Origin of the sequence: Roseobacter sp., from assembly GCF_045106495.1 — a bacterium.
Taxonomy (GTDB): Bacteria; Pseudomonadota; Alphaproteobacteria; order Rhodobacterales; family Rhodobacteraceae; genus Roseobacter.
This window is the reverse complement of sequence record NZ_JBGCEQ010000020.1, coordinates 26,462-47,394: the sequence shown is the minus strand read 5'-3', so window position 1 is coordinate 47,394 and position 20,933 is coordinate 26,462. Positions and strand designations below refer to the sequence as shown.

Genomic DNA, 20,933 nt, shown 5'->3' with positions numbered 1-20,933 from the left:
ATCGCGCGCATGCGTATTCTCATCATAGATCCCCAATTCGAAGCCGCACCAGATGTCGAAAGAGCCGTAACGGGTCCTGACGCTGATATCGTGGTCTGGCGTACACTTGAACAGGGCTTTCCGCCAGATGAGGAATTCGCTACCTGCGATGCGCTTATCAATTGCCGAAGTCGAAACGCCATATCGCCCCAAACAGTTGCACTTATGGACCGTTGTCGCATTGTCAGTCAGGCGGGTGTCGGATTTAATCACATTGATATACAAGCCTGTGCCGCAAGGGGCATTCCGGTGTGTAATGCGCCGGACTATGGCACAGAAGAGGTGGCGGATCACGCTGTGACTCTGGCGATGTGTCTTGTCCGCGGCATCGTAGCCTACGACTCAAAGTTGCGCTGCAAGCAGATCGGCTGGGCTGCGCGTGATCAAAAAACCATACGTCGCAGTAGGGGTATGCGGTTCGGCATACTGGGTCTTGGTCGGATCGGAACAGCTGCGGCTTTGCGCGCGCGGGCCTTTGGGTTCGAAATCGCATTTTTTGATCCCTATCTAGATCCAGGGGCGGAAAAGTCGTTTGGCTTTGTGCGCTGCGAGACTATGGATGCGTTGTTTTCGAGCTGTGATATCATCAGCGTCCACACGCCTCTGACACGCGAAACGTCAGAGATCATCGGCGCAGACAGTTTGGCACAGGCCAAGCCGGGTTTGCTGCTGGTCAACACCTCAAGAGGGGGGACGATGAACCTGGACGCTATTGAGGCCGCGCTACGGGACGGGCGTCTTGGTGGTGCCGCCCTTGATGTGCTGCCGCAGGAACCCATTGACTATTCGCATCCCATGATCGCTGCGTTTGAGGCCTCCGAAGATTGGCTGGACGGTAGGCTGATCATCACCCCGCATGCAGCGTTTTATAGCCCGGATTCGGTCATCGACATGCGCCGGATTGCAACGGAAAATGTGGTGAACTATCTGCGCGACGGTCGCTTGCGATCTTGTGTCAACGCCGATCTCTTGAGCAGTGAAACAGCGCATTCTGCGCCGACTTCAAGCTTTGTCGCGAATTACGACGCAACAGAGCCTACCGGTTAATGGCACAACACGGCACCCTTGCCACGCTATTTGCCTGCGCGGCTCGCGTGGAATGCAGCAATCGTCTCATTGTTTGGCGGATAACTGGACGAAAGCGGCGCGCCTGCACGCAAAAGATCGGCACAATAGGCTTCCAACTCCTCACGCTCACGGGCTTTGGCGGCAACTTCATCAGCCACGCCAAGCGGGATAGCGGCCACGCCGTTGCGATCCCCGATCATAATGTCGCCGGGAAAAATCGCGACGCCGCCGCAGCCAATGGGCACATTCAGCGCAACGATATGGCGGTGCGATGTAAACGGCAGCGATGCGTCGCCCGAGGCATAGACTGGAAAGCCGATTGTCTCGATCGCCGCGCGATCATTCACCCCGCCGTCCAGCACGATCCCGGCCACACCGCGCACCTTGAATGCAGTGGTCACCATATCACCCAAAAGCGCGGTTTCTGTGACGCCCGCAGCCTCGCACACCATGACTTCGCCCGCACCGGCTTCATTGAAAGCGCGCCCTTGCAGATTCTCGGTCTTTCCTTCGGTGATCTCCCTGCGCATGTCTTCGCGAATGGGAATGGTGCGCAAGGTCATGGCCGGGCCGACCATGACAGGGGCATCTGGTGCGAGCGGGCGCACATCGCGCAAAAATACATTCTGAAACCCCATTCGGTAAAGTGTCGAGACCACCGACGGCACCGAACAGCCTTCAAGCAGCGCGCGTGTGTCATCTTCAAGCTTATGGGTCATAACTGGGCTCCAAACGGATTGAACAAATTGCATCAACGTATTTCGGCGGCGCAACGATCCGCCTGTGTATTGGAAAAATGATGAGCAGATATGGGGCTGAATTGAAAGAGCTTTGGCCGTTGGAGCCAGACATGATTTTCTTAAATCACGGCTCTTACGGAGCCGCGCCCAAACAAGTGCTTTCCGAACAGGCAAATTGGCAACGTCAGCTCGAAAGCCAGCCCTGCCAGTTCATCAACGTGGTAGCGCCTCGCGCGATCCGTGACGCGGCGGGCATGCTTGCCAATTTTATCGGCACCCACGGTGAAGATACTGTTTTTGTTGAAAACACGACCAGCGGACTGAACGCTGTGTTGCAATCAATCCCGTTTGGGTCGGGGGACGAGATCGTGATCAGCGATCATATTTACAACGCCACGCGCAACACGGTGAAATTTGTCGCCGACCCCGCCGGAGCGCGCATTGTTGTTGCCGACATCGGGCTTCCAGTTGCGGATGAGGATCAAATTTTCAACGCCGTGATGGCGGCGGTGACACCGGCGACCCGTCTGATTTTGATTGATCACATCGCATCGATCACAGCCGTGGTGTTTCCCGTCGCCCGGATCGCAGCTGCTGCGCGGCAACGCGGTATTCCGGTGCTGGTCGATGGCGCCCACGCGCCGGGTATGTTGGACCTTGACGTTTGCAGTCTCGGCGTCGACTGGTATGTCGGAAATTGCCACAAGTGGCTGTGCGCGCCAAAAGGGTCTGCGTTTCTTTGGGCAGACGCGGCGCGCCAGAACGGGCTGCATCCGACTGTGATATCTCATGATATGAACAAGGGTTTTACCTTCGAGTTTGACAAGATCGGAACACGAGATGCCTCGGCGTGGCTATCGGTTCCGGCGGCCATATCGCTGCATGAGGACTTGGGTGGAACGCACCTGCGCAAGTATTGTCACAATGTCGCGGTTGCCGAAGGGCGCGCGCTTGCAAAACGCTGGGGCACGCAAACGGGTGCTTCTGATGATCTTTTCGGGACGATGGCGACCGTTCGTATGCCCGGATCGCTTCCGCCGGATCGCGCAATTTCCGAACGTCTAAAAACCTGGCTTTGGGTGGAAAAGCGCGCCGAGATCCACATCATGCCTTTCGCTGGCGCGTTCTGGGTGCGCCTTTCGGTGGCCCCGTACACGACACCCGAAGAATGTCGAGCCGTGGGCCCCTTGATTGAGGCCGCACTCGAAGCGCTGGCAACAGAGGCATAGGCTCATACGCCCACAATCAATCCTCGGTAATCTTGGTGATCAATACATCCAGCCGGTTGCCAATTGCATCTGGTTCGGCGAGCAGTGTCTCGATTGGAACCCGGCCCAATTCGGGTAGCAACGCGTCGAAAAGCTGTTGGCGCAACCGCGTCGCGAGAGCAGGGGGCCGCGTCAGCAAAGCCGAGACCAATTTCATCATGCGCGCGTCAGTAAAAACGCGATCCCAAGCTGCGCGTTCTGGACCCAAACTGAAGCGCGCGGGTGGATCGCGCGGCGCATTGCGCAGCGAAGATGTTTCTGCGTGATCGACTTCTTGATCAACCACCACAACACCGTAATCGCGCCGCGCTTCGTCGACACTGACAAAACCAGCGCGCACGTCTTGCATCACCCGTTCAATCGGACGTTCAAACGGGTCGCCATAGCCACCGCCACCTGCACTCATCAGTGTCACAGTATCGCCGGGTTCTGGTTCTACCATCGAGATTTTCCCCAGTTCCCGCTCACCGGATCGTCCAAGGTTCAAGATCACGCGGGCCGGTGCGCCGGGGCGACCGCCCATCAGGCCAAAGGGACGAAACACATATCGTTCCAATCCGCGACCCAGGACAGCACTACCTGCCTGATCGATCCGCATCGTAAAGATCAGGCCGGTTCCGCCGCGCCACTTGCCCGGGCCACCAGAACCCGGTCGTAGTCCATAGTGGGTCACGACAGCGCCAACTTCGGCCTCACTCGCTTCTGTTGGAGTATTAAAGCAATTTGCAAGACTGGTATCGCGCCCGTCCACGCCATCTGCGCCCATCCGCGCGCCAGTTCCCCCGACCAAAGATTGCATTACCTGTACCCGGCGCGTGCCCAAAGCAGCGTCGTATTCGGCCAGAACTGTGGGCACAACCGTACCACCGGAAGGGGCGGGGATCAGTTCGGGTGCCGCAAGGGCGAGGCAACCGGTCATTACATCGCCAATCCGGATGGCCGGGGCTGAGCGGATGCCGACAGCCGCGGGAAAGATCGGATTCAAAAGCGATCCCTTGGGAACCGTGACCGTGATCCCTTCGAACAGACCGTGATTCATCGGGATGGTGTGATCATAGCTTGCCACAAACTGCATCAGCCGCAGCGTCAGCCACGGGTGGCGTACCCCGCCGGTTGGTACGTTGTAGGCTGCGGGCACTTGGGGATCGGTGCCGGTAAAATCGAGATGGATCGTTCCGTCGCTGACGGTCATTTTACAACGCACACGTACCGGGATTTTGCTGACGTAATCGTCGTCGAGGTAATCCCAGAACGTATAGGAGCCATCTGGAATGCGGCGGCGAACGGCAGTAGCCTTGGCCTTTGCGTAGTCTGCTAGTGCTTGTTGCCCGGCCACAAAAACGTCGATCCCGTGCCGCGTGATCAGGTCCGCGACACGTCGTGCGCCTGTGTCAAGCGCGGTCAGCATCGCCTGAATGTCGCCCATATTCGCATCCGGCATCCGGCAATTCGCCCGGTATAGCGTCACCACATCTGCGTTCATCTCGCCTGCGTTGACCAGCTTGAGCGGCGGCAGGATCAGCCCCTCTTGAAACAATTCGTTCAGATCGGGTGCGATGGAGGACGGGACCATGCCGCCGATATCAGCAGTGTGCACGAACGCCCATCCAATGGCCACGATGCGTCCGTCGTGAAAGTAGGGACGCAACAATTGCAGGTCGGGCATATGCGAAGACAGCCCGCCCGAATCGTAGGGATGGTTGGTCAGAACGACATCGCCTTCTTCGTAGGGACCAGCCGCACGGAGCGCCGGACCCGCGTCAAGGTCGAGAAATCCGGACACGCCAAGGGCCGCGGGATAGCCAAAGAATTTGCCGCCGGGCGTTGCCAGAGCGGTGCCGAAATCGGCGGCTTCGCGCACATAAGTTGTTCGGGCCGTTCTAGACAACGCGATGCCCATTTCTTCGGCAGCTGCGCGGAATTGGTGTCCCAAAATCTCGAGCGTTACAGGATCGATATGGGGTGTGGCGGGCAGGGTGCCAACATCGTTCATGGTGCTATTGGCGTTTCGTCGACCCGCCAGGCTAGCCCCTCGATGGTTTGGGGGTAGCGCTCCATCACCCGTACATCATGGCCAGGAATGATCCCATCTGCACTTCCCGTCAGCGCCAGCAACCGCTCATATCCGGCTAGCTCATCGCCCACGTGGAAAGCAGGGGGGAAAGGGCGCCCGGTCTCGAGCCCTTCGTAAAAGACGGCACTGTCAGAGGCGAGAACGACGGGACCGCGCCTTGTATTTACAACCATTGCTTGAAGCCCCGCACAATGCCCTCCCATATGCAATAGATCGAGCCCGGGGGCCAACGCGCTGTCGCCTTCGTGCCAAACCAGGCGTTCTGCAAAAATCCTGTCCACGACCGCCTTAACATCCTGTGCGCCGTACCCCGCGCGCAAGTGTCGAAAACGCATCCATGGTCCCGTTACGTACGCCATCTCAGCGGCCTGTACGTGAAAGGTAGCGTTCGGAAAAAGGTTGTGATTGCCTGCGTGATCATAGTGCAGATGACTGAGAACCACAGTGTCAATCTTGTCGGGATCAGTGCCCAGAGCGCGGATTGTCTCGCCGGGACATTTCAGAAACTCGCGTGCACGGGACTTGGCGACATCCGGGGCAAAACCAGTGTCCATAACGATTGTGCGCGCTGCGTTGCGCACCAGCCAGACGTAATATGCCATATCCATCGGGCCCTCATGGGGATCTCCGCCAATAAAGCTTTCCGAGCGTTTACGCACAGATTTACCATAGCGGATCGCGTAGATTTCGTAGGTATCGTCGCTCATAGCGTCAGCCCTCCATCCACGGTTATGGTCGTTCCAGTCACATAGCCCGCCGTTGGCCCAGCAAAGTACAAAGCAGCGCCCGCCACTTCGGCAGGGGTCGCAATACGTTTCATCGGGATCATGTCGAGTTTGCTTTGCCGGAACGCAGTGTCAGCGAGGGCAATGCGATTGAGGTCAGTCTCGACCGTGCCGGGTGCGATGAGGTTAACGGTGACGCCGTGCTCAGCCAATTCCATGGCCATCGACCGCGCCAACATGCGAACCCCGCCTTTGGAGGAGACGTAGTGCACGAGATGCATCGTTGGGTTGTCCTGATTGACGGAAGAGACAAAGATGATCCGGCCGCCATCAGGATTATTGACCATCGCGCGCGCCGATTCCTGGCCAATGGCGAAGGCACCGCGCAGGTTCACTGCGTGGACACGGTCCCATTCGGCGTCGTCGATCTCCAGAAATGGCACGCGCGCCAGCGTCGCTGCGCAATGCACCACGATATCCAGCCCACCCATCGCCGTACAGGCCACGCGTACGACTCTACGCGCCTGATCTGGATCGCCGAAATCACCTTCCAACACACAGTGTCGTACATCTGGCGCCGCGACTTCTTCTGCCAATGCTGTGGCAGAGTCAGCCTGACCCAAGTGATGGATCGCAACTCGCGCACCTGCGTCCGCCAGCGCGCGCACAACGGCGCGGCCGATCCCGTCGCTTCCAGCCCCTGTGACCAAGGCGCGCTTACCCATTAATTCCATATGGTCTTCTCCCCGCAACGGGCATTTACAATCCCGCCTTGTCCGTCCGATGGTATGCCGAAAGATCAATCCAGCGAAAGGGACCACGCGATGCCACAGGCCATTCAGATCGATCCGGCGTTGAAAAATAAGCTGATGGGCTTGCCAGTGCCGACAATCACGGCAACTCTAGCCGCCAAAGGCATTGCAAATGGATTTCTGGCCGGATTGACGCCGCTTGATCCGGGCAATGCGCGGTTTGTGGCAACGGCTTATACGATGCGTGCGCTGCCTGTGCGCGAAGATATGCTGCGTGCCGTGTCGGACGGGTCCGCGCCCAATCTGCACCGCCAGGCCATGCGCGACGTGGCAGAAGGGCAGGTGATCGTCACAGACTGTGGTGGGGATCGTGGGATATCGTTCTTTGGTGAGTTGATCTTGACTTTCCTCGTGGGTAAGGGCGTTGCGGCGATCGTTACGGATGCCGGGATCGCGGATGTCACGGATGTGGCGGCCACTGGTCTGCCGGTGTTCTGCCAAGGCTCCGCGCCTATCCCCGGCCCGGCGCGCTGGCTGGTTGGCGATCTCGAGCGCCCGGTGGATTGTATGGGGGTCACGGTCTGTCCGGGTGATGTATTGGTCGGGGATGAAAATGGCGCCGCTGTGATCCCCTGGGCCATGGTTGCCGAGATCGCGGAGGCTGCTGAAGAAAAAGAACGGATGGAACGGTTTTTGCTGGAGCGGCTGAAACAGGGCGCACCGCTGGATGGCACCTATCCGCCTAACGCAGAAATGCTGGCGGCCTATTATGCGGCAAGGGGAGGATAGGCGAATGATGGTGCAGTCGGCGATGGTTTGGAGTTAATTAACAGGTCGGTTTGTGATCTGCTGCGTCCGAGAGTATCGTTCTGCACGAAATGTGCATTGGTTCAAAGGGCGCAAAATTGACTGCCAACAAGTCCCTGATTTTAAGGGTCTGAGCCGCGATCATTCGTCCTTGGTACCCAGCGCCGCATCAACTGCATCCGTCCCGTAGATTGTGCGTGCAGCGCGCAATGTAATGCGTTGATCCAGCAGGTCCGCGCACAGATCGGACGGCGCGCGCTCTGCGGGGTCGCCGTAGCCAGCGCCGCCCAGGGTTTCGATCACCAGCCTATCGCCCTTATTTAGGGTGAGGCTGGACTTTGAAGCCAGTTCTGTTTCGTTCCCGTCTGCACCAATGACTGTGGCCTGCGTTACGGACCCGTCTCGCCCGCCAGCGGCACCCGGGGCTGGGAAAAGGTGCCCGTCCGATCGAAGGGTCATCTGTGTTCCATCTTCCAACGCCGCGACCTCGCGTGCGATGCCAAGCCCGCCGCAGTGCCGTCCCGCGCCCCCGGAGCCAGAGACCAGAGCATAGCGCGCACAGCGCAGCGGGTAAGAAGTTTCAAGCACTTCGATAGGCAAATTGGTTGAATTGACAGTGTGAACATGTACAGCATCCATCCCGTCGCAGTCGGTCATGGCACCTGCACCGCCTCCGATGCTTTCAGGATAGACATAGCCAAGCCCATCTGCAGTCTTACCCGAAAACACTACAAGCGATGTTGAGTCGTTGCTGGCGGCCATGCGCCGATTTTCGGGCAAGGCCGGACCTAGCGCATCAAAGATGGCGCCGGCCAGCCGATTACTGGTTACAGCCCGTGCGGCGACTGCAGCGGGCGGTTTAGGCGAGACAATGCTGCCATGAGGCGCTCGGATTTCCACCGCATCCAGCAAGCCGCCATTGGCCGCGACCTGCGGGTCGATCAACGCCTTGATGCAATAGGCGACCGTGGCTTCCAGCGAGGATGCGCTCAGATTCACAGCCCCCTTTGCCTGCGGCCCGGACCCTGCAAAATCAAGCGTCAGATGGTCGCCCTTGATCGTGGCCGTGACACAAAGGGGCACCGGATCAGAGCCAGCGCCGTCATCGTCAAGATAGCGCGTCGCGGTCCAATGGCCGTCTTTGAGGTGGCGCAACCCCGCGCGTATCCGCGCACCGGTATGCGCGATAATGGCTTCGCCCGCCGCGGCCACTTCATCCACTCCGCACTCTGCGATGACGGCCTGCAACAGAGCCACACCGCGCGCGTTGGACCCGACCTGGGTGGTCAGATCAAGCTGGCGCTCGGTCGGGGCGCGGGTGTTGGCGGCGATCAGATCAATCACATCAAGCTCCGGAACGCCAGCCCGCGCAATACGGATCGGCGGCAAGCGGATACCCTCCCAAAAGATGTCCGGCGATTGGCCCGAAACGGACCCGGCGACGGGCCCACCGACATCCGCATGATGCGCAATGTTTCCAATGAAATGTGTGATCCGTCCGGCAACAAAAACCGGGGTCAGCACAGAGATATCAGGCAAATGGGTGCCGCCCGCGAGATAGGGGTCATTCATGACAAAGGCGTCACCCTCAACGATCTCCTGGAGCGGATAACGCGCCAGCAGCGCGCGCAACCCCCACAGTAGCGAGCCGATATGGATCGGCATGTGATCCGCCTGGGCAATCAAACGTCCGGCGGCATCAAAGATGGCGGTAGAGCAGTCGCGTCGTTCCTTGATGTTTGTGGAAAACGCGCCGCGGATCAGCAGTTGGCCCACATCTTCCGCCACGGCCAGCAGACGTTCTTGGATCACGCCCATACGGATAGTGGCAAGCCCGTCCATTCTGTTCAACTTAGGCGTCGGATCGGTTGGGGTTGGTGGGCTCATGGTCGGGCTTCTTCAAGGCTGGGGATCGATTCATCGCGGGTAAGTTCAAGCGTTCCGTCATTCAGAACGTGACACATCCACCCCGGCGGCACGATTGTTGTGGATGTCGCTTCCTCGATGACAGCCGGGCCGAGCACAGGTGATGCCCCCGGCAAAACGGCACGTTGCCATACCTGCGCGGGCCAGTCGTGTCCGTCGAAATGGACGGACCGTCTGTCACAGATTGATTCATGTTGCGTTTTCTGACGCCGCCGAGTGTCGCCTGTATACACTGAATTTGATCGCGCCTTCAGCCGGAATGTGACGGCCTCGACAGCGCGGGCAGGCAGGGAAAACCCTTGGGATTGCGCATGTGCTTCGTCGAACTTGGTGCGGATGCTGTGCACGTCATCCGATTTCGGATCAAAGGGCACGGCGATCTCAAAGTTCTGACCGGTGTAACGGCACTCGATTGTGCAATCAAAGTGTTGCGCGTCTTCCGCAAGACCTTCGCCCGCCAGCCAGTCGCTGCCTTGCCTGCGCATGTTTTCGAAAGCAGCAATAAAACTGTGAAGCGGGGAATTTTCCAGCGGTGTGAGGCGCGTTTCCGAAAAATCGCGAGCGATGTCGCTGACGAGTACCGCCCGTGCACACAACGTGCCCGGCGCATTCGGCACGACCATACGCCGGATTCCTAGCGCAGTTGCAACACTGGCACCCAGCAGGGGGCCCGCTCCACCGTAAGCCACGAGGCACAGCCGTTCCGGCTCGACACCGCGTGACAAAGCTGCCGTGCGGATCGTACGCGCCATTCCCGCCGTCGCGATTTTAATAATGCCTTGAGCGGCCTGTTCTGCGCTAAGGCTTAGAGGCGTGCCGACAGAGCGCGCAACCGCCGCTTGGGATGCGGCGCGATCCAGTGACATGTTTCCGCCCAACCCGCTTCCGTCGCCGATCCAGCCAATGACAAGAGCTGCATCGGTAACTGTCGCGTCCTGGCCGCCACGCCCGTAGGCTGCGGGCCCCGGGTCGGCACCCGCACTTTCGGGGCCGACAATCAGCGCGCCACCAGGATCGAGCCTAGCGACCGATCCACCCCCGGCGCCAATCACTTCAATATCGACCATTGGTGCCAACACCGGATGCCCGGCAACCGAGCGCGCGCGCGCTGTGCGTCCCTGACCTCCCGGCAGAATGGCGATATCCGTGCTGGTGCCACCAACGTCAAAGGTCACAAGATCCCCTAGCCCGTGTCGCGCAAGGATGCGTCCGATACCGCCAACAGCCGCCGCTGGCCCAGACAAGGCCGTACGCACGGGAACCTGCCGGGCTGTGTCACTGTCCACAAGACCTGCGTTCGATGTCACGGTATAAAGCGGAGCTGTAATGTCGAGGTTGCGAAGTCCAGACTCAAGATCACCAAAGTATCTCGATGCTCGGGGACCGACAAAGGCATTCAGCGCGGTTGTCGCAAAGCGCTCGAACTCGCGGTATTCGGGAGCCACTTCGTGCGACGCGGTTACAAATATCAAACCAAGAGCGGAGCGCAGTGCATCCACGGCTTGTTTCTCGTGGGAAGGGGCCTGGTAACTGTGCAGAAAACACACTGCAACAGAGTGATAGCCGCCTGTTGCAAGTTTTTCGATCAGCGTCGAAAGTTCACCAACATCAAGAGCTGATATGACATTTCCGTCAGCCCCGATCCGTTCAGACAGTTCAAATCGATCCCTGCGCGCGGCCAATGCGGTCGGTCTGCGCTGCCGATAGTCGTAGACATGGGGTCGCGCCTGACGCCCCAGATCAAGGATATCGCGAAACCCCCTTGTCGTGACAAGAGCAACCCTTGCACCTTTTCTTTCGAGGATCATGTTTGTGATGACGGTTGTTCCGTGACCAAAGAAAGACACTTCGGCGCCAGTACGACCTATGGCTGTCAACAGGTGACGAGTCCCATCTAGAATAGCCTGCGCCGGGTCTTGCGGTGTCGAGCGTTCTTTGTGGTGCCATTCTACTCCGGTTACCGTGTCGGTAACAACAACATCGGTGAACGTACCTCCCACATCCACACCGATGCGCAGGCTGCTCATAACGTTACGCTTTGACGCGTGGAGGCTGCGGTGAGCAGGAATTGTTTCATGGTTTCATGATGGTCATCGAAGTGTATGATCGCAACCTCATTTGACAATGCGCTGCCACATCGCCAACCGCAAGATGTGCGGTCGAAAATGAAATGCCTTTTTATTTGGCAACTCACTAAGAAATTGTCTTTGCACGAGGTCGCTCAGCCTCGCTCTCAATCCCGTCACACAATGATGAATAGTATTTTTCGTTAATGTGCCCACCTTTTACCAATGGCACTTCGGAGATTTTCTGCAGAGTGTAATCTTGTGCGAGCGTCTCACAATTATCTGTTCCGCAGGTACCATATAAGTTGAATTTTTCGTTGTGATTACGGACGATGGGTGTCGATCAAGCGCCCGGTAAAGCTCCGGTGTTCGCTTATGAAGATACCTGGAAAGCTTTTCCTAAACCGGTGCACTTGCTTCATTCACTATACCTGACGGTATGGTTGTATTCACGTAGCCTTTGTTAATTCTATCGCGTGTCTATTTTCCGATTATTAATTAGGCGATTGTGCTATGGCCCTATATGTTTAAGGCTCGGAACCGGCCCCAATCGCTCATGAGTGCCATCCAAGGCGGAAATCGTTGGTTTGATTGGGCAAAGTGCGCAACGTTCTGTCGAATGACAAAAATACGGGAGAAAAAATATGACAGTTAAAACGATGCTTTGTGCTGGTATTGCCGCACTTACTTTTGGGACGGCTACTTTGGCGCAAGACACCTCTTACACGGTAGCGCTTGATGGGACGTTTGCGCCGCATGCGATGCCCAGCTTGAGCGGTGGCGTTGAAGGGTTTAACGTCGATCTGGCAAATATCATCGGTGAGCGTTTGGGTGCGGAGATGGATATTGTTGCCACACAGTTCTCTGGCATCCTTCCGGGGCTTGCGGCAGGCACTTACGACTTCGTTGTGGCACCCACAACCATCACCGAAGAACGGGCAGCCAGCCTGCTGTTTTCAGAGGGCTATTTGAACACTGACTTCCAATTTGTCGTGGCAGCGGACGCGGAAGAGGTCGCTGAACTCGAAGGGTTTGCGGGCAAGATCATCGCGGTCAACAAGGGGTCAGTTTACGACAGCTGGGCACAAGGGTTGGCCAGCGAGATCGGCTGGACCGTGGAAAGTTACGGTACCAACACGGATGCGGTGCAGGCGGTTGTTTCGGGGCGGGCATTCGCCAACGTAGCCGGCAACACGGTTTCAGCCTGGGCGGTTAAGCAGAGCCCGGCGATCAAGTTGAGCTATCTGCATTCGACGGGCCTTTACTGGGGCATGCCATTCCGCAAGGGCGATGAAGAACTTCGCGCAAAGGTCGAAAGCGTTATCGAATGCATGAAGACTGACGGCACAATGGCGGAACTCAGTGTGAAATGGTTTGGCGTTGAACCTGCCGATGGATCGGCCGCGATCACACCTGTGGCAGGATTTGGTCAGCCGGGTTTTGAGGGCTATGTCGAGGACGATCACGCGCTCGGCTGTGACTGAATTATTAGTGGCTGCGACTCCGGGCGAGGCGCAGGTGGTTCTTCCGCAAACGCTGTCTGTGCGGGGTTTGCGCAAGTCCTTCGGGTCCGACCCCGTTTTGAAGGGCATTGACCTGGATGTTGCACACAGCGAGATGGTTTTTGTCCTTGGTCCGTCTGGATCGGGCAAGTCCACCTTGCTGCGCTGCTGCAATCGTCTCGAAGAACCGGACGCAGGCGAAATTCTGATCGAAGGCGACCGGCTGACTGGGGCCAGCGTCGACCTGAACAGGATGCGACAGAGGATCGGAATGGTTTTTCAATCGTTCAACCTTTATCCGCATCTTAGTGCATTGGGTAACGTCACTCTTGCATTGCGCCGAGTGCGCGGCATGACGCGCGGCGAGGCTCAGAGCCTTGGGCTTGAGGCGCTTGACCAGGTTGGGTTAAAGCACAAGGCTGACAGTCTTCCATCGCAGCTTTCGGGTGGGCAACAGCAACGGGTGGCAATTGCCCGTAGCCTCGCTCTGGAACCAACGGTTATGTTGTTTGACGAACCGACGTCTGCGCTTGATCCCGAACTCGTCGGAGACGTGCTTGCAGTGATGCGGGATATGAAATCACAAGGAATGACGATGCTCGTCGTAAGTCACGAGATGAAATTCGCCCGTGATGCTGCGGACCGAGTCGTATTTATGGATGCCGGTCTTATCATTGAGCAGGGCACACCCGAGCAAGTGATTGATTCCCCGCGCGAGTCGAGAACGCAGGCGTTTCTGTCACGGGTATCGGGACCCGTCTGACCTTGGAACAGTTTCTCGACCAATTTTTCAACGTCACTGTGTTGGTGAAATATACCCCGGCTATTCTCAGCGGGCTTGGGGTTACGGTTGTGCTATCGCTGTTGATCGTGGTGGTGGGCGTGGGCGTTGGTACCGCACTGGCCTGCTTGCGCGCATACCGAATCCGGCCCATCTCTTTTGCCATCGTGATCTTTGCGGATATCTTTCGTGCCTTGCCGCCCCTTGTTCTGATCCTGCTTGCGTTTTTTGGGTTACCTAACGTCGGTGTGGTGATGAGCAGCTTCACAGTGTTGTTCCTGATCCTGACGCTGGTTCTGGCCGCGTTTGCAGAAGAGATTGTATGGGCCGGGATCACCGCAACTCCGAAAGGACAGTGGGAAGCGGCACGCTCGACGGGTCTGGGATATACTCAGACGCTGGGCTATGTGGTGTTGCCCCAAGCCGTTCGGATGGTGATCCCGCCGTTGACTAATCGAGCCATCGCGATCACCAAGATGACGGCATTGGGCATGGTGATCGGCGTACCGGACATTCTGGGTGAAGCAACTACCGCGCAGAGTTTTTCTGCCAACGCCTCGCCGTTGACGCTGGCAGCGATTGCTTATGTCTTGCTGTTCCTGCCTCTGGTTGTTTTTTCCCGCTGGCTGGAGATGCGTTTTGCGCATCCGAAGGTCTGAGACATGGAGGCCATTCTTGATCAGTTCTTTAATCTTGAGGTGATGACCAACTCCGTTCCTTTGGTGATCAAAGGGCTGGGCATGACGCTTTTGATCTGTGCCGTTGTAATCCCTATGGGTATTCTTGGAGGGCTGTTTGCAGCACTCGGCGCGCTCAGCGAAAGTCGTTGGCTGCGGATAGTTTCGATTGCCTTCATTGATCTGTTTCGGGCCATTCCGCCACTTGTCCTGCTGATTTTTATCTATGCGGGCTTGCCTTTTGCCGGACTGCGCCTGTCGCCGTTTGCAGCCGTGACCATTGGGTTTTTTCTGAACAATTCCGCATATTTTGCCGAAATCTTTCGTGCAGGGCTGTTGTCTGTCCCCAAAGGACAGACAGAGGCGGCACGCTCAACGGGTCTAAACCGGGCGCAAACTTTGCTTTGGGTGACATTGCCTCAAGCGACAAGGAATGTACTGCCAGACTTGTTGTCAAATGTCGTCGAAGTGGTAAAGCTGACCTCGCTTGCTTCGGTGGTATCGCTTGGGGAAATGCTGCATGCGGCCGGGCTGGTGCGGTCGCTCACATATAACGCGTCGCCCCTTGTTCTTGCCGCGGGGATTTATCTAGCTCTTTTGTGGCCTCTTGTCCGCCTTGTCAGCCGTTTTGAGCGGCGTATCTCAACTTGAAGACCAAAGGATTTTTTATGCGAGAGATCGTTATCGGAGGTGCCCAGATGGGGCCAATTCAAAAAGCCGACAGTCGAGCGGCGGTTGTTGGACGGATGATCGCCCTGCTGGATCAGGCCAAGGATGCGGGCTGCGATCTGGTGGTCTTTCCCGAACTGGCGCTGACAACCTTTTTTCCGCGCTGGTATATGGCAGATCAGGCTGAGGTTGACCGGTGGTTTGAAACCCAAATGCCGAATGCCGACACGCAGCCTCTGTTTGACCGCGCCCGCGCGCACGATATTGCCATCAGCTTTGGATTTGCCGAAAAAACCCCGGAAGGACGATATTTTAATACCTCCATCCTGACCGATCGTACAGGCAACATTGTCGGGAAATATCGCAAGGTGCACTTGCCCGGCCATTCCGAATTCGACACAGAGCGGGCGTTCCAGCACTTGGAAAAGCGCTACTTTGAGCCGGGGGATCTGGGCTTTCCTGTTTGGCATAACATGGATGCGGTGATGGGCATGTGCATTTGCAACGACCGGCGCTGGCCCGAAGTGTACCGCGTTATGGGCTTGCAGGGGGTCGAGTTGATCATGCTTGGCTATAACACGCCTTCGGTTAATTCACAGATGGGATCCGAGGGGCTGGAGCAGCGGCTGTACCATTCAGATTTGTCTATGACATCAGGTGCTTATCAAAATTCCGCATGGGTCGTTGGCGTGGCTAAGGCCGGGGATGAAGACGGACACCCATTGATGGGGGGCTCGATCATCGTCGACCCGAACGGATTTGTTGTTGCAAGGGCGCAAACCGAAGGGGACGAGCTGATCACGCATGCCTGCGACATGGATCTGTGCAACTTCGGCAAAACAACCATCTTTGATTTCGCGCGCCACCGCCGTGTTGAACATTATACGCGGATCACGTCCCAAACAGGGGTCGAGGTTCCGGATTGACTTTGAATGTAGATCTGGGCGCGCTGAACCCGCAAGACCGATACAAGCTGCTCACTGCTGTCGTGCTGCCGCGCCCGGTTGCATGGGTGACGACAATCAGCCCGTCGGGTGTGATAAACGCGGCTCCTTATTCCTTTTTCAATCTCTTCGGAAAGGATCCCGCACTGGTGATCCTTGGGCTAGAGCATCGCGCCGATGGGTCGGCCAAGGACACGACACGCAACATTCGCGACACTGGTGAGTTTGTGATCAATATCGCGACCCCGGACCTGATGGACGCGATGGTCGACACAGCAGCGGCCTATGTTCCTGCAATCAGCGAAACAGGAGCGCTTGGCCTTGCGACGGCACCCTCAACGCATGTTAAACCGCCACGGCTGGCAGACGTACCAGTGGCAATTGAGTGTCGGCGGATCGATGTGCGGACTTATTCCGCAGAGCGCGAGATCGTGATTGGCGAGGCCGTGGGCCTTGCGGCACGCGACGGACTTGTCGATCCCTCCGACTGGCATGTCCATTGGAATGGTGACTACCCAATCGCGCGTCTATTTGCAGACCGCTACGCGCGGCTGGAGGAGATCGCACCGAGATCAATCCCGCCTGCGCCACCCTTAAGAGGAGAGAACCTATGATAGACAGACAATCCAGCGGCGTTTTCATAATTGCCGCAACGCCGTTTGATGAAGCGGGCGCACTGGATCTGGCCAGCACAGACCGGATGGTGGATTTCTACCTCGAGTGCGGTGTAAGCGGGATGACCATTCTGGGGATAATGGGCGAAGCTCCCAAGCTTGGCGGCGATGAGGCGGAAACCTTTGCGCGCCATGTTCTGAAACGGGTAAATGGCCGTGTGCCGGTCATTGTCGGCGTGTCGGCGGCGGGTCTGGATAACATGGTGCGGCTTGCCAAGACAACGATGGATGCGGGCGCGGGCGGCGTGATGGTCGCTCCGCAGCCGGGCATGAACACCGAAGTCAAGCTCAAGGGCTATCTGGCTCAGGTTTGCGCGGCCTTGGGAAAAGATATTCCGATCTGTTTTCAGGACTACCCGCAAACCACTGGTGTTCAGGTTTCGGTCGAGACAATTATCGGCATGACCGTTGATCACCCTCAGATCGTGATGCTTAAACACGAAGATTGGCCGGGATTGACGAAACTGAGCAGAATGCGCGCCGAGACTGACACGGGTGATGTGCCGCGCATGTCGATCCTTACAGGCAATTCCGCCCTGTTCCTGCCTCAAGAAATGCAACGCGGCGCCGATGGTGCGATGACCGGCTTTGCCTATCCGGAAATGCTGGTGCAGGTTGTTGCGCGCCATCAGGCAGGGGATGTGGATGGCGCCGAGGATCTGTTTGACGCCTACCTTCCACTTGTGCGCTATGAACAGCAGCTTGGTCTTGGCCTTGCCATTCGCAAGGAAGTGCTGCGGCGGCGTGGTGTTCTTGGCAGCGCCAAAGTGCGCGCGCCTGGGCCGTCGCTGTCCGCACTGGACGTGGCCGAACTGACACGGCTCACCACCCGACTTGAACTCCGTTTGAAGGAACTGAACTGATGGATCTTGGATTAACTGGCAAACGTGCCCTTGTAATGGCATCCTCTCGCGGACTTGGGCTTGGGATTGCGCAAGCATTGGCAGCGGAGGGATGCCATGTATTGCTCACCGGACGCAGCGAAACCCGCCTCGCAGAGGCTGCCGCCGAACTCACGGAGCAAGGGCCAGGCAAAGCAGACTACGTGGTGGCTGATCTGAGCAATGGCGATGCGGTCGAGACGCTGGCAACCGCTGCAGAAAAGATCTTGGGTGGCGTGGATATTCTGATTGCCAACACCGGCGGCCCGCCTCCTGGTCAGATGGTGGATGCAGATATGAGTGTCTTGTCTGCGCAGTTTGATGCCATGGTTCTGAGTGTAATCTCTTTGACCCAGCGCCTTCTTCCAGGCATGCGCGACCGTAAATGGGGCCGGGTCATTGCGGTTGGGTCTTCGGGCGTCATTCAACCCATCCCGAACCTTGGCCTGTCTAACGCCCTGCGGTCTGCCCTGGTAGGTTGGTCCAAATCGTTGGCGGGGGATGTCGCTGCGGACGGCGTGACTGTCAACATGCTGCTTCCAGGGCGCATTCACACAGAACGTGTGGATGAACTGGACGCCGCCGTTTCCAAAAGGACGGGCAAGTCGATGGACGAAACTCGCGCGGCCTCACGTGCGACGATACCGATGGGGCGCTATGGGGCGGTCGAGGAATTCGCCGCAGTCGCGGCCTTTCTGGCCTCAGAGCGCGCCAGTTATGTCACCGGTGGTCTGATCCGCTGTGATGGTGGGTCAATCAAGTCGATCTAGGGAGGGTACACATGTTTGATCTGGTCATTAAAGACGGAGAAATCGTTACAGCATGCGACCGGTATAAAGCCGATATAGGTATCTCGGAAGGTCGCATTGCGGCGATTGGCACAGGGCTCGCAGCCTCTGACACGATTGATGCCACGGATAAGCTGGTTCTGCCCGGTGGTATTGAGGCGCATTGCCATATCGCGCAGGAAAGCGCGACAGGTGGCATGACCTCGGATGACTACCGTTCGGGAAGCATCAGCGCGGCTTTTGGCGGTAATTCCTGCTTTGTGCCTTTCGCCGCACAGCATCGCGGTATGGGCGTGACCGAGACACTGGATCTTTATGACAGCCGCGCGCAAGGATCGTCTGTGATTGACTACGGCTATCACCTAATTGTCGCGGACCCGACGGAAAAGGTCCTGACCGAAGAACTCCCTGCCGCGTTTCAACGTGGTGTGACGTCGTTCAAAGTGTTCATGACCTATGACCTGATGCGGGTCGATGACCGCCAGTTCCTTGATATTTTAAGTGTTGCTGCTTCTCACGGCGCGTTGACTATGGTGCATGCAGAAAACTCAGGAATGATCTCTTGGGTCTCGGACAGGCTGGTGGCGGCTGGTCACACGCAACCACGGTATCATGCGGTGTCGCATCCCGCCTTGGCGGAATCCGAAGCCATCAATCGCGCCATCTCGCTTGCGCGGCTGGCAGATGCGGCGCTTCTGATTGTGCATGTGTCGACGCCAGAGGGCGCGGGGCTTGTGGCAGACGCCCGCATGGCAGGGGCCAAAATCTTCGGCGAGACCTGTTCGCAATACCTGTTCCTCACGCGCCATGACCTCGACCGTCCCGGTATGGAGGGCGCGAAGTTCATGTGCTCGCCGCCGTTGCGGGATGAGGCCACACAAGAGGCCCTGTGGCGCCACCTCCAGGCTGGAACCTTCAGCGTGTTCTCATCCGATCATGCGCCCTATCGTTACGACGAGACGGGTAAGCTGGCCAATGGTCCTGACGCCACGTTCAAACAGATTGCAAATGGTATGCCCGGTATCGGTCTGCGTCTGCCGCTGTTGTTCAGCGAAGGCGTAATCAAAGGCCGCATCACTTTACAACAATTCGTGGCCCTTGGATCGACCAATGCTGCGCGGCTTTACGGGTTGGATAAGAAGGGCAGCATTGCCATCGGCATGGACGCCGATATTGCGATCTGGGATCCTAAGGCAACTCGCACGGTCACTGTCGAGGATCAGCACGACAATATGGACTATACACCCTACGATGGCATGTCCGTAACCGGTTGGCCGTCGACGGTTTTATCGCGCGGTGCCCGCGTCATCGAGAATGGTGCGCTGATCGCAGAGCCGGGTCACGGGCAATTCGTCGCCCGCTCCCGCATTGATTTGACCGGCCATCCCGGCGGCAAGGTGCCGGAGCTTGATCCCGTCACGAATTTTGGTGCGCGCATCGCCCCATGACAGATCAAAACAGCACAGGCCCGATTATTGTCATCAATCCCAATTCCAATCAGGCTGTTACCGATGGTCTGGCCACGGCCTTGCAGAGGTTCAATATACCTGGCAATGGACCGCAGATTGAGTGTGTTACGTTGCACGAAGGCCCGTTCGGGATCGAAAGCCAACTAGACTCTGATGCGGTAGTCGGACCTCTGGTCGCATTGCTCAACACCCGCAGTGACGCGTCAGCATTTGTGATTGCATGTTATTCTGATCCTGGAATTGACGCCTGTCGGTCCGTGTCGCCCGTGCCGGTATTTGGCATTCAGGAAAGTGGGGTCTTTACGGCACTCAGTCGTGGAGATCGGATAGGCATCATTGCAATTTCGAGCGCATCTGAAAGGCGCCACCGGCTCTATATGCGGCGCATGGGTGTGCTGGAGCGTGTCGCGGGCGAACGTGCGCTCAACATCAGTGTAGACGAAAGCGCACGTGGGGCAGGGACGTTTGATCGGTTGATCGAAGTTGGCTCGGCCTTGATCAAGGACGGCGCAGAAGCCCTTATCCTTGGGTGCGCGGGCATGGCAGTGCATCGAGAGCGATTGGAAGGGAGGTTGGGCTGCCCCATCATCGACCCGACTCAAGCCGCGGTGGGCATGGCGCTTGGTACAGTACTGGCAAAACAGACAAGCTGATGAGCGACGTCAATTTATCAAGCCGGTCTAAAGTTGGACGTAAAACAGGAAAAGACAAGCTTAGTTCTTTTTACTCAACGCCGACGCATTCAAGCGGCGCAAATAATGAAATGGATAAAAAGCGCATCTAGACTCTCACGCCGTTGCGATTAAGGACTCGCTTAAACACGTGTCGGAAAGATCCTCTTTAACATGTTTTTTTTGATCTTGAGGAAAGCTGGTATGTTCTGCAAGAGCGCGATTACCTGATCCTTGGACCTTACGCGATGGAAGGCCAGCCCCGATCCATCAGCAGTGTACCACCTTTGGCGCCGACCTTGAGGCGGCCATGAACCGCGCACCGTCATTCGCCAACAGCGGCGTGAAATCCTTCATCAACAGGCCGATTAGTTTTACGTCTGATGCCAATCCACTTACTGGCGAAATGGTT

The 20,933-nt window shown here is 57.5% G+C and carries 19 protein-coding genes; 13 read left to right on the top strand and 6 right to left on the bottom strand.

All coding sequences use genetic code 11. The features are described 5' to 3' along the window. Nucleotides 1-9 precede the first annotated feature (9 nt). The gene (locus AB8B75_RS13505) at nucleotides 10-1,086 is read left to right on the top strand and encodes a C-terminal binding protein (protein ID WP_405362989.1); all 1,077 of its coding nucleotides are present in this window, start codon (nucleotides 10-12) and stop codon (nucleotides 1,084-1,086) included. A gap of 26 nt (nucleotides 1,087-1,112) precedes the next feature. On the opposite strand, the gene AB8B75_RS13500 is transcribed toward AB8B75_RS13505, so the two are convergent. After that, nucleotides 1,113-1,826, bottom strand: a complete 714-nt coding sequence (locus AB8B75_RS13500) for a hypothetical protein (protein WP_405362987.1) — start codon at nucleotides 1,824-1,826, stop codon at nucleotides 1,113-1,115. Nucleotides 1,827-1,906: 80 nt separating this feature from the next. On the opposite strand from AB8B75_RS13500, the gene AB8B75_RS13495 reads away from it, so the two are divergent. Continuing rightward, on the top strand, nucleotides 1,907-3,076 hold the full coding sequence (locus AB8B75_RS13495; RefSeq protein WP_405362986.1) for an aminotransferase class V-fold PLP-dependent enzyme: 1,170 nt from the start codon (nucleotides 1,907-1,909) through the stop codon (nucleotides 3,074-3,076). A 16-nt stretch (nucleotides 3,077-3,092) separates the two neighbouring features. Here AB8B75_RS13495 and AB8B75_RS13490 read toward each other — a convergent pair whose 3' ends face one another. From AB8B75_RS13490 to AB8B75_RS13480, 3 genes are read right to left on the bottom strand one after another with little or no spacing between them, the layout of a single operon-like run. Then, the gene (locus tag AB8B75_RS13490) at nucleotides 3,093-5,108 is read right to left on the bottom strand and encodes a hydantoinase B/oxoprolinase family protein (RefSeq protein WP_405362985.1); all 2,016 of its coding nucleotides are present in this window, start codon (nucleotides 5,106-5,108) and stop codon (nucleotides 3,093-3,095) included. After that, nucleotides 5,105-5,896, bottom strand: coding sequence for an N-acyl homoserine lactonase family protein (locus tag AB8B75_RS13485; protein ID WP_405362983.1), 792 nt, complete (start codon nucleotides 5,894-5,896; stop codon nucleotides 5,105-5,107). The genes AB8B75_RS13490 and AB8B75_RS13485 overlap by 4 nt, the downstream gene beginning before the upstream one ends. Then, a complete protein-coding gene (locus tag AB8B75_RS13480) occupies nucleotides 5,893-6,648 on the bottom strand; it encodes an SDR family NAD(P)-dependent oxidoreductase (RefSeq protein ID WP_405362980.1) in 756 nt (251 codons plus the stop codon). Before AB8B75_RS13480 ends, AB8B75_RS13485 begins: the two co-directional genes overlap by 4 nt. A 90-nt stretch (nucleotides 6,649-6,738) precedes the next feature. Here AB8B75_RS13480 and AB8B75_RS13475 point away from each other — a divergent pair, with 90 nt between their 5' ends. Beyond that, nucleotides 6,739-7,455: a ribonuclease activity regulator RraA gene (locus AB8B75_RS13475; protein WP_405362978.1), complete on the top strand. Its 717-nt coding sequence runs from the start codon at nucleotides 6,739-6,741 to the stop codon at nucleotides 7,453-7,455. A 159-nt stretch (nucleotides 7,456-7,614) separates the two neighbouring features. Here AB8B75_RS13475 and AB8B75_RS13470 read toward each other — a convergent pair whose 3' ends face one another. Then, complete coding sequence (locus AB8B75_RS13470; RefSeq protein ID WP_405362976.1) at nucleotides 7,615-9,360, bottom strand: hydantoinase B/oxoprolinase family protein; 1,746 nt, start codon at nucleotides 9,358-9,360, stop codon at nucleotides 7,615-7,617. After that, nucleotides 9,357-11,426: a hydantoinase/oxoprolinase family protein gene (locus AB8B75_RS13465; protein WP_405362975.1), complete on the bottom strand. Its 2,070-nt coding sequence runs from the start codon at nucleotides 11,424-11,426 to the stop codon at nucleotides 9,357-9,359. The genes AB8B75_RS13470 and AB8B75_RS13465 overlap by 4 nt, the downstream gene beginning before the upstream one ends. A gap of 683 nt (nucleotides 11,427-12,109) precedes the next feature. Between AB8B75_RS13465 and AB8B75_RS13460 the strand changes: the two genes are divergently transcribed. The 10 genes from AB8B75_RS13460 to AB8B75_RS13415 are packed head-to-tail and all read left to right on the top strand — an operon-like array spanning nucleotide 12,110 to nucleotide 20,503. Next, the gene (locus tag AB8B75_RS13460) at nucleotides 12,110-12,949 is read left to right on the top strand and encodes a transporter substrate-binding domain-containing protein (protein ID WP_405362974.1); all 840 of its coding nucleotides are present in this window, start codon (nucleotides 12,110-12,112) and stop codon (nucleotides 12,947-12,949) included. Next, nucleotides 12,942-13,730 carry an amino acid ABC transporter ATP-binding protein gene (locus tag AB8B75_RS13455; RefSeq protein WP_405362972.1) on the top strand — a complete coding sequence of 263 codons (789 nt, stop codon included), beginning with the start codon at nucleotides 12,942-12,944 and terminating at the stop codon, nucleotides 13,728-13,730. The genes AB8B75_RS13460 and AB8B75_RS13455 overlap by 8 nt, the downstream gene beginning before the upstream one ends. Nucleotides 13,731-13,732: 2 nt before the next feature. Then, entirely contained in the window at nucleotides 13,733-14,407 is a 675-nt protein-coding gene (locus AB8B75_RS13450) for an amino acid ABC transporter permease (protein WP_405362970.1), read from the top strand. 3 nt (nucleotides 14,408-14,410) lie between these two features. Next, entirely contained in the window at nucleotides 14,411-15,076 is a 666-nt protein-coding gene (locus AB8B75_RS13445) for an amino acid ABC transporter permease (protein WP_405362968.1), read from the top strand. Nucleotides 15,077-15,093: 17 nt separating this feature from the next. Then, complete coding sequence (locus tag AB8B75_RS13440) at nucleotides 15,094-16,020, top strand: N-carbamoyl-D-amino-acid hydrolase (RefSeq protein WP_405362966.1); 927 nt, start codon at nucleotides 15,094-15,096, stop codon at nucleotides 16,018-16,020. After that, nucleotides 16,017-16,652, top strand: a complete 636-nt coding sequence (locus AB8B75_RS13435; protein WP_405362964.1) for a flavin reductase family protein — start codon at nucleotides 16,017-16,019, stop codon at nucleotides 16,650-16,652. The genes AB8B75_RS13440 and AB8B75_RS13435 overlap by 4 nt, the downstream gene beginning before the upstream one ends. Beyond that, the gene (locus AB8B75_RS13430; protein WP_405362962.1) at nucleotides 16,649-17,575 is read left to right on the top strand and encodes a dihydrodipicolinate synthase family protein; all 927 of its coding nucleotides are present in this window, start codon (nucleotides 16,649-16,651) and stop codon (nucleotides 17,573-17,575) included. The genes AB8B75_RS13435 and AB8B75_RS13430 overlap by 4 nt, the downstream gene beginning before the upstream one ends. Continuing rightward, nucleotides 17,575-18,363, top strand: coding sequence for an SDR family oxidoreductase (locus AB8B75_RS13425; protein WP_405362961.1), 789 nt, complete (start codon nucleotides 17,575-17,577; stop codon nucleotides 18,361-18,363). Before AB8B75_RS13430 ends, AB8B75_RS13425 begins: the two co-directional genes overlap by 1 nt. An 11-nt stretch (nucleotides 18,364-18,374) precedes the next feature. Beyond that, nucleotides 18,375-19,829: a dihydropyrimidinase gene (gene hydA / locus AB8B75_RS13420; protein ID WP_405362959.1), complete on the top strand. Its 1,455-nt coding sequence runs from the start codon at nucleotides 18,375-18,377 to the stop codon at nucleotides 19,827-19,829. Beyond that, entirely contained in the window at nucleotides 19,826-20,503 is a 678-nt protein-coding gene (locus AB8B75_RS13415) for an aspartate/glutamate racemase family protein (RefSeq protein ID WP_405362958.1), read from the top strand. Before hydA ends, AB8B75_RS13415 begins: the two co-directional genes overlap by 4 nt. Nucleotides 20,504-20,933: the final 430 nt, after the last annotated feature.

Bases quoted from the DNA above. Each gene is read 5' to 3' on its own strand.
- AB8B75_RS13505 (WP_405362989.1), top strand. From the start codon at position 10: ATGCGTATTCTCATCATAGATCCCCAATTCGAAGCCGCACCAGATGTC.
- AB8B75_RS13500 (WP_405362987.1), bottom strand. From the start codon at position 1,826: ATGACCCATAAGCTTGAAGATGACACACGCGCGCTGCTTGAAGGCTGT.
- AB8B75_RS13495 (WP_405362986.1), top strand. From the start codon at position 1,907: ATGAGCAGATATGGGGCTGAATTGAAAGAGCTTTGGCCGTTGGAGCCA.
- AB8B75_RS13490 (WP_405362985.1), bottom strand. From the start codon at position 5,108: ATGAACGATGTTGGCACCCTGCCCGCCACACCCCATATCGATCCTGTA.
- AB8B75_RS13485 (WP_405362983.1), bottom strand. From the start codon at position 5,896: ATGAGCGACGATACCTACGAAATCTACGCGATCCGCTATGGTAAATCT.
- AB8B75_RS13480 (WP_405362980.1), bottom strand. From the start codon at position 6,648: ATGGAATTAATGGGTAAGCGCGCCTTGGTCACAGGGGCTGGAAGCGAC.
- AB8B75_RS13475 (WP_405362978.1), top strand. From the start codon at position 6,739: ATGCCACAGGCCATTCAGATCGATCCGGCGTTGAAAAATAAGCTGATG.
- AB8B75_RS13470 (WP_405362976.1), bottom strand. From the start codon at position 9,360: ATGAGCCCACCAACCCCAACCGATCCGACGCCTAAGTTGAACAGAATG.
- AB8B75_RS13465 (WP_405362975.1), bottom strand. From the start codon at position 11,426: ATGAGCAGCCTGCGCATCGGTGTGGATGTGGGAGGTACGTTCACCGAT.
- AB8B75_RS13460 (WP_405362974.1), top strand. From the start codon at position 12,110: ATGACAGTTAAAACGATGCTTTGTGCTGGTATTGCCGCACTTACTTTT.
- AB8B75_RS13445 (WP_405362968.1), top strand. From the start codon at position 14,411: ATGGAGGCCATTCTTGATCAGTTCTTTAATCTTGAGGTGATGACCAAC.
- AB8B75_RS13440 (WP_405362966.1), top strand. From the start codon at position 15,094: ATGCGAGAGATCGTTATCGGAGGTGCCCAGATGGGGCCAATTCAAAAA.
- AB8B75_RS13430 (WP_405362962.1), top strand. From the start codon at position 16,649: ATGATAGACAGACAATCCAGCGGCGTTTTCATAATTGCCGCAACGCCG.
- AB8B75_RS13425 (WP_405362961.1), top strand. From the start codon at position 17,575: ATGGATCTTGGATTAACTGGCAAACGTGCCCTTGTAATGGCATCCTCT.
- hydA (WP_405362959.1), top strand. From the start codon at position 18,375: ATGTTTGATCTGGTCATTAAAGACGGAGAAATCGTTACAGCATGCGAC.
- AB8B75_RS13415 (WP_405362958.1), top strand. From the start codon at position 19,826: ATGACAGATCAAAACAGCACAGGCCCGATTATTGTCATCAATCCCAAT.